The organism is Caldimonas tepidiphila, from assembly GCF_003569765.1.
Classification (GTDB): domain Bacteria; phylum Pseudomonadota; class Gammaproteobacteria; order Burkholderiales; family Burkholderiaceae_C; genus Caldimonas; species Caldimonas tepidiphila.
In genome coordinates, this window is record NZ_QXMG01000004.1 from 152,970 (window position 1) to 159,706 (window position 6,737).

General features: G+C 72.5%; 5 protein-coding genes. 3 read left to right on the forward strand and 2 right to left on the reverse strand.

Annotation, left to right across the window (positions count from 1 at the left end; genetic code table 11):
• Positions 1-32: 32 nt before the first annotated feature.
• The 3 genes from D3A59_RS08400 to D3A59_RS08410 all read left to right on the forward strand — a co-directional run bounded on the left by D3A59_RS08400 (position 33) and on the right by D3A59_RS08410 (position 3,989).
• On the forward strand, positions 33-1,532 hold the full coding sequence (locus tag D3A59_RS08400; protein WP_119154464.1) for an aldehyde dehydrogenase: 1,500 nt from the start codon (positions 33-35) through the stop codon (positions 1,530-1,532).
• A 171-nt stretch (positions 1,533-1,703) separates the two neighbouring features.
• Entirely contained in the window at positions 1,704-2,930 is a 1,227-nt protein-coding gene (locus tag D3A59_RS08405) for a DUF4382 domain-containing protein (RefSeq protein ID WP_119154465.1), read from the forward strand.
• 96 nt (positions 2,931-3,026) lie between these two features.
• Entirely contained in the window at positions 3,027-3,989 is a 963-nt protein-coding gene (locus D3A59_RS08410; RefSeq protein ID WP_240635989.1) for a DMT family transporter, read from the forward strand.
• Between the two features lie 3 nt (positions 3,990-3,992).
• On the opposite strand, the gene dusA is transcribed toward D3A59_RS08410, so the two are convergent.
• Complete coding sequence (gene dusA / locus D3A59_RS08415; protein WP_119154466.1) at positions 3,993-4,994, reverse strand: tRNA dihydrouridine(20/20a) synthase DusA; 1,002 nt, start codon at positions 4,992-4,994, stop codon at positions 3,993-3,995.
• A 223-nt stretch (positions 4,995-5,217) separates the two neighbouring features.
• Positions 5,218-6,108: a LysR family transcriptional regulator gene (locus D3A59_RS08420; RefSeq protein WP_119154467.1), complete on the reverse strand. Its 891-nt coding sequence runs from the start codon at positions 6,106-6,108 to the stop codon at positions 5,218-5,220.
• Between the last annotated feature and the right edge of the window lie 629 nt (positions 6,109-6,737).

Below are 6,737 nucleotides of genomic sequence, written 5' to 3' on the forward strand. Positions count from 1 at the left end.
GCGCGCCCGCCCCCGCACAGGAGACCTCCCCGATGGACACCGCCCGCATCGACTGGCACGCCCGTGCCGCCGCGCTCGCCTTCGACGGCCGCGCCTTCATCGACGGCGCGCGCGTCGCGGCCGCCGACGGCGAGACCTTCGCCTGCCGCTCGCCGATCGACGGCCGCTCGCTGTGCGAGGTGGCGCGCGGCCGCCAGGCCGACATCGACGCCGCGGTGGCCAGCGCGCGCCGCGCCTTCGACGACGGCCGCTGGGCGGCGCGTGCGCCCGCGGTACGCAAGAAGGTGCTGCTGCGCTTCGCCGAGAACATCCTCGCCGCGCGCGAGGAGCTCGCGCTGCTCGAGACCCTCGACATGGGCAAGCCGATCCAGTACAGCCTGTCGGTGGACGTGCCGGCTGCGGCGCGCTGCATCGCCTGGTATGCCGAGGCGGTGGACAAGCTCTACGACGAGGTGGCGCCGACCGGCCCGCAGGCGCTCGCGCTCGTGACGCGCGAGCCGATGGGCGTGATCGGCGCGATCGTGCCTTGGAACTACCCGATGATCATGGCGGCGTGGAAGCTCGGGCCGGCGCTCGCCGCCGGCAACTCGGTGGTGCTCAAGCCGAGCGAGAAGTCGCCGCTGACGGCGCTGCGCCTCGCGGAACTCGCGCTCGACGCCGGGCTGCCACCGGGCGTCCTCAATGTCGTCCCGGGCCACGGCCCCGAGGCCGGCGAGGCGCTCGCGCTGCACGCGGACGTGGACGCGATCGGCTTCACAGGCTCGACCCGCACCGGGCGGCGCATGCTCGAGTACGCCGGCCGCTCGAACCTCAAGCGCGTCTACAACGAGCTCGGCGGCAAGTCGGCCTTCATCGTGTTTCCCGACTTCGACGACCTCGGCCGCGCCGCGAAGACCGCCGCAGGCGCGATGTACTTCAACCAGGGCGAGTCATGCAACGCGCCGTCGCGGCTGCTGGTGCACGAGGACATCGCCGACGAGTTCGTGCAGGCGGTGGTCGCGCAACTGCCCCGCTACGCGCCCGGCAACCCGCTCGACGCGGCCACGGTGATGGGCGCGCTCGTCGACGAGGCGCAGATGAGCACCGTGCTCGGCTACATCGAGGCCGGCCGTGCCGAGGGCGCGGCGTGCCTTGCCGGCGGGCAGCGTGTGCGGGCCGAGACAGGCGGGTTGTATGTTGAACCAACGCTGTTCGACGGCGTGCGCCACGAAATGCGCATCGCGCAGGAGGAGATCTTCGGACCGGTGCTGTCGGTGATCCGCTTCCGGGACGAGGCCGAGGCGCTGAGCCTGGCCAACGGCACGAGCTACGGTCTGCAGGCGAGCGTCTGGAGCAGCAACATCAACCGCGCCCACCGCGTCGCGCGCGCGCTGAAGGCCGGCACCGTGCATGTCAACCAGTACGACGAGGACGACATCACCGTGCCCTTCGGCGGCTACAAGCAGTCGGGCAACGGTCGCGACAAGTCGCTGCACGCCTTCGACAAGTACACCGAGCTGAAGACCACCTGGGTGCGCGTCGACGGCGCGTGAGGACGGCGGGCGCTCGCCGGGGCTGCGGCGACCGGCCTCGCTTGCGGAAGCCGGCGGCTGCGGCGCTCCCGTTACTGCTTGCGACCGGCAGACATCTTCGGAAACCATGGGAAACGGAATGTCTTCCCACCTTCCGTCAAGCTGCGCGCCTCATCGGGAACGGAGCAGTAGATGACGAAGATTTCACGACTCGCCCTCGCGGGCACCACTCTGGCCGCGACCACGGCGGTGCTGAGCGCTTGCGGTGGTGGCGGCGGCTCGGGCGGCGGCGAAGGGACGCTGCGCATGGCGCTCACCGACGCGCCCGCCTGCGGCTTCGAGGAGGTGAACGTGACGGTCGAGCGCGTGCGCGTCCACCAGAGCGGCAGCGCGAACGAAGGCGCCGCGGGCTGGCAGGAGATCGTGCTGTCCACGCCCAAGCGCGTCAACCTGCTCGAGCTGCAGAACGGCGTGCTGGAGGAGCTCGGCAGCACCCGGCTGCCCGCAGGCCGCTACACGCAGCTGCGCCTCGTGCTCGCCGCGGACGGCGCGGCGGTGAACGGCCGACCGGCCCATTCAGTGAAGCCCGTCAACGGCACCGAGATGGTGCTCGAGACGCCGAGCGCGCTGCAGAGCGGGCTGAAGATGAACGCCGACATCGAGGTGGCGCCCAACCAGGTCGCCGACTTCGTGCTCGACTTCGACGCCTGCAAGTCGGTCGTGAGCCGCGGCAACTCCGGCCGCTACAACCTCAAGCCGGTCGTCTCGATCCTGCCCCGCGTGACGAGCCCCGGGCTGGCAGTGCAGGGCCGCGTGGCCGCGCCGCTCGGCGGGACCGCAACGGTCTCGCTGCAGCGCAACGGCGTCGTGGTGCGTTCCACCGTCGCGATGGCTGACAACCCGGCCACGCCGGAGAACGAGGCCGGCCGCTTCCTGCTGTCGCCGGTGCCTGCGGGCAGCTACGAGCTCGTGGTCGGCGCCGAGGGCCGCGTCACCGCGGTGCTCACCGGCGTGCCGGTCAGCGAGGGCGCGGTGACGAGCGTGAGCCCGGGCGGCTTCGCGATCGATCTGCCTGCCGCGACGATGCGTACCGTCTCCGGCACCGTGCGCACCAGCGGCACGACGGCGATCCCGCTGGCCACCGTCAGCGCGCTGCAGTCGCTCGGCAGCACGCGCGTCGAGGTGCAGGCCCGCACAGTCGACGGCGACACCGGCGCCTACGGCCTGACGCTTCCCGCCGAGGCGCCGGTCAGGGCGGCCTACAGCGCCACGGCGAGCGGCTTCACGTTCGCGCCGGACGCCGCCGCCGCGGGCCGGTACACGCTCGAGGCCTCGGTGCCGGGCAAGGACACGCAGTCGCAGCCGGTCGACCTCAGGTCCGGGAACGTCACTGCCGCGCCCTTCTCCTTCGCGCCCTGACCTCGCTGCCGCGCCGGGACCCGCCGCCGGTCCCGGCCGGCGTGGCGGGGAAGCGCACCCGGCCGGGGCGCCGGGGCGCCGTTAAGATCGCGCCCCATGCCGGACCGCTCCCCGACCGCCCTGCCCGCCCGTGCCGCGGCGGCGCTGCCGCTGCTCGCCTACGGCTGCCTCGCGTCGAGCATGGCGCTGGTCGGCAGCTACGTCGCGCTGTCGAAGCTGCTCGTCGGCGTGTTCCCGGTGCTGCTGCTGGCGTGGCTGCGCTTCGGCATCGCGGCGGTGGCGATGGCCGGCTGGGTGCGCCGGGCGCCGGGCGAGCCGCCGCTGAGCCGGCACGACCGCCGGCTGCTGTTCCTCGAGTCCTTCTTCGGCAACTTCCTGTTCTCGGTGTGCATGCTCTACGGCGTCGCGCTGACCTCGGCGCTCGCGGCCGGCGTGATCATGGCCGCGATCCCGGCCGCGGTGGCGCTGCTGTCGCGCTGGCTGCTGAAGGAGCGCATCGCGCCGCGCGTGCGGCTGGGCATCGCCTGCGCGGTCGGCGGCATCGCGCTGCTGTCCTTCGCGAAGGCCGGCGACGCCGCGGCGACCGCGGGCGGCCCGGGCACGCTGCTCGGCCACGCGCTGCTGCTCGCCGCGGTGTTCTGCGAGGCGAGCTACGTCGTGATCGGCAAGCGGCTCACCGGCAGCGTATCGCCGCGGCGCATCAGCGCGCTCGTGAACCTGTGGGGCTGGGCGCTCGTGACGCCCTTCGGCCTCTACCTCGCCTGGCGCTTCGACTTCGCCGCGGTGGGCGCCGCGCAATGGGCGCTGCTGCTGTTCTATGCGCTCGCCGCCAGCATGGTGTCGGTCTGGCTGTGGATGAAGGGGCTGCGCGAGGTGCCGGCCTCCTCCGCCGGCGTCTTCACGGTGATGCTGCCGCTGAGCGCGGCGGCGGTCGGCGTGATCTTCCTCGGCGAGCGCGTCGGACCGGCCCACCTCGGCGCGCTCGCGCTCGCGCTGCTCGGGCTGGTGCTGGCCACCTGGCCGCAGCGCGTTCGCGTGGCGGACGGCCGCGGCCCTTGAAACTCAGGCCGTGACGGCCTCGGGCCGGCGGTGCGCGATCGCGTGCACCTCGCGCGGCGGCAGGCCCTTGAGGCGGTGGTCGGACCAGACCTGGCGCCAGCGGCGCGCGCCGGGCAGGCCGTTATAGAGGCCGAGCGCATGGCGCATCACGCGCGCCCAGGGCACGCCGAGCGCGGCCTGGCGCTCGCAGTACTCGACCATCGCCGCCTCGACCGCCTCGCGCGAGAGCGCGGCCGGCGCCTCGCCGAAGAAGCGCGCGTCCCACTCCGCGAGCGACCAGGGGTTGTGGTAGGCCTCGCGCCCGACCATCACGCCGTCCACGTGTTCGAGCTGCGCCCCGATCTGCTCGGGTGTGGCGATGCCGCCGTTGACGCAGATCACGAGCTGCGGGAACTCGCGCTTGAGACGGTGCACCAGCTCGTAGCGCAGCGGCGGGATCTCGCGGTTCTCCTTGGGCGACAGGCCCTGCAGCCAGGCGTTGCGCGCGTGCACGATGAAGACCTCGCAGCCGGCCTCGGCGACGGTGCCGACGAAGTCGCGCACGAAGTCGTAGCTCTCGATGCGGTCGATGCCGATGCGGTGCTTCACGGTGACGGGAATCGACACCGCGTCGCGCATCGCCTTGACGCCGTCGGCCACCAGCTGCGGTTCGGCCATCAGGCAGGCGCCGAAGGCGCCGCGCTGCACGCGCTCGCTCGGGCAGCCGCAGTTGAGGTTCACCTCGTCGTAGCACCAGCGCTCGGCGAGCTTCGCGCAGGCTGCGAGCTCGGCCGGCTCGCTGCCGCCGAGCTGCAGCGCGAGCGGGTGCTCCTCGGCGTTGAAGTCGAGGTGGCGCGCGACGTCGCCGTGCAGCAGCGCGCCGGTCGTCACCATCTCGGTGTAGAGCCGCGCCCGGCGGCTCAGCAGCCGGTGGAAGTAGCGGCAGTGGGCGTCGGTCCAGTCGAGCATCGGGGCGACGGACAGCCGCCAGGGGCTCAAGACCGTGCCAGCTTGTTGATCGTGCATCTCTGTTTCGATTGCCTCTGCGGGGAAAGAGGACTCTTCGGTGCGTTGGGGGGCGTTCCGGGGCGGCCCGGGATCGGGAGCGCGGCGGGACGGACCCGCAGGCCCGGTCTCCCCTGGGCAGGCGGCCGCCGCGGCTCGTGCGCGAAGGCGGGATTGTGCATGGCGGAGCCCGTCCCCCTCCGGGCAAGGACAAGGCCGGCCGGAAAATGCGCCCCGAACCGCCCTACTGGTACACGGCCGACGGCCACACCCGGAAGACCGTCTCCACCAGCGCCGCCGGCAGCGGCCGTGCGGCATCCTCGGCCCGCAGGATCAGCGACAGCGGGCAGGGAATCCGCTCGCCGTCCCACAGCACGAAGTCCCTCTCGGCCGCCATGTCCTGCGCCAGCCGCTCCCGGATCAGGCACAGCCCGACGCCGGAGCGCACGAGGGCGATCATCGAGGACTCCTGGTCGGCCTCGCCCACGGTGCGGCGAACGAGGCCCTGCTCCTGCATCACCCGGTCCACGAGGGCCGTCTGGGAGCCCGCCTTCGGGGTGCCGATCCACGGCAGGGCGGCGAGATCCACCCAGGACCCGCCCATCACGCGATCCTTCCAGGCGGAGGGCGCCGCGACGACATAGGTCTCGAGACACAGCTGCACGACCTTCAGCGCCGGATCGTCGATGCTGCCGAGGAAGAAGCAGGCATCGAGCGCCTCGTCCCGCAGGCGCTCCAGCACCGAGCCGGAGATGCCGTGCTCGAGCTTGACGTCGATCTCGGGATGACAGCGCTGGATCTCGAGCAGCAGCTCGCCCAGCCGAATGGATTTCGGGTCGATGATGGTGCCCAGCCGGAGCGTGCCGGAAACCCGGCCCTGCATCTCCTTCGCGGCCGAGCTCAGCTCCGCCGCCGCGTCCAGCGTGCGCTTGGCCAGGGGCATCAGGCGCCGGCCGAAGGCGCTCAAGGTCATGCCGAGATTCGAACGCTCGAACAGCGGTGCGCCCAACTCCTCCTCGAGGGCCTTGAGCTGCTTGGAGACCGCCGACTGCGTGATGTGCAACTGCTCGGCCGCGCGCGTCATCTGTCCGGTGCGAGCCACCGCGATGAAGGCCTTCAACTGATAGATTTCCACGCCTGCCTCCGACCTGACTTCATGACGAGCGAGCGCCCGCCCCGGGAGAGGGCGCTGCAGCGCAGGCAGGACTCTAATGCCATCAGGCCGCGCCGCTGCGGCACCCCTGCGCCGCAGGGGTGCGCAGAGACAGGCCGCCGCCGGCGCGGGACCGCTCCCCGCCGGCCCTCGCGCCCCCGGCACCCCCCTGGGGTTTACCCCTGGATCGGTTTCCTTGCAGTGACGCAAGTCCGCGTCGCGCAAGGACATTCCCCAGCGTCATGGGCGCGATGAATCTATCTCGCTCGACGCGCGGGGGGCGGATGAATAGCCTGCGCGACTTGCCCCCTACCGAGCGAGACAGGCCCATGCAAACACCTCTGTCCGAGGACGCGCAGCCGGCGGAGAAGACCGACGCCCGGATCGCCCGGCGCCGGGTCCCCGCCGGCGGGGCTGAGCCGGCAAGCCGCGCGATGAGCGCCCGAGGGGGACGCGGACGTCCACGTTCCCTGCCCGCAGCCGCATGCCCTGCGGGCGGCTGCGATCCGTCCCGCATCCTGCCGCCGCTCCCGGCTCCCATCTTCCTCTGCCCCCCATGAACGCACCCCTGCCCCCCGCTGCTGCGAGCAGCACCGAAGAACAACGCCGGC

Bases quoted from the DNA above. Each gene is read 5' to 3' on its own strand.
- D3A59_RS08400 (WP_119154464.1), top strand. From the start codon at position 33: ATGGACACCGCCCGCATCGACTGGCACGCCCGTGCCGCCGCGCTCGCC.
- D3A59_RS08405 (WP_119154465.1), top strand. From the start codon at position 1,704: ATGACGAAGATTTCACGACTCGCCCTCGCGGGCACCACTCTGGCCGCG.
- D3A59_RS08410 (WP_240635989.1), top strand. From the start codon at position 3,027: ATGCCGGACCGCTCCCCGACCGCCCTGCCCGCCCGTGCCGCGGCGGCG.
- dusA (WP_119154466.1), bottom strand. From the start codon at position 4,994: ATGCACGATCAACAAGCTGGCACGGTCTTGAGCCCCTGGCGGCTGTCC.